Raw genomic sequence first — 715 nt, forward strand, 5'->3', positions numbered from 1 at the left:
GGAAGATGTGGGTTATACCATCCAAGAAGATGGCTCGTTAACCTTTACTGACGAGCAGCTTCTTGCTGGCGCTTCAGACATTGACGGTGATGACTTGTCTGTTGCCGATGTGAGCTACTCAGGTACAGAAGGTGTGTTCACCGACAACGGTGACGGTACGTATACCTTCGCACCAAACGAGAACTTTAATGGTGAAGTCGACCTAAGCTTCTCAGTGAGCGACGGTACAACGACCACTGAAGCCAATATTGATGTGACGGTTGAGTCTGTCAATGACATTCCAGTGGCCGGTTCAACCACATACTCAGTCGATGAAGATGGCATCATCACAATCTCTGACGACCAACTACTTGCTAACTCAAGTGATGTGGAAGGCGAGATGAGTGTCAGTGATGTGTCTTACTCAGGTACTGATGGTATCTTCACCGACAACGGAGATGGCACCTACAGCTTTGCGCCAAATGAAAACTTTAACGGCAGTGTTTCCCTTGACGTGACTGTTGTTGACGAAGACGGTGCTACTGCAGAGACGACTGCTGGCATTGACGTCATCGCTGTGAACGATGCACCAGTCTCAGGTGACTTGGCTTACTCCGTTGACGAAGATGGTTCGATTACTCTGACGCAAGAGCAATTGCTATCACAAGCGAATGATGTGGACGGAGATGATCTGACAGCGGCTAACTTAAGCGCTGGCGACAACGCTACGGTCACC

Annotated in this window: 1 protein-coding gene; it reads left to right on the top strand. The window is 49.4% G+C overall.

All coding sequences use genetic code 11. The annotated features are described in order from the left end of the window. The coding region (locus TZ48_RS04250; RefSeq protein WP_162674486.1) for a cadherin-like domain-containing protein at positions 1–715 on the top strand (715 nt) is incomplete at both ends.

Source organism: Vibrio variabilis, assembly GCF_003263785.1.
Classification (GTDB): Bacteria; Pseudomonadota; Gammaproteobacteria; order Enterobacterales; family Vibrionaceae; genus Vibrio; species Vibrio variabilis.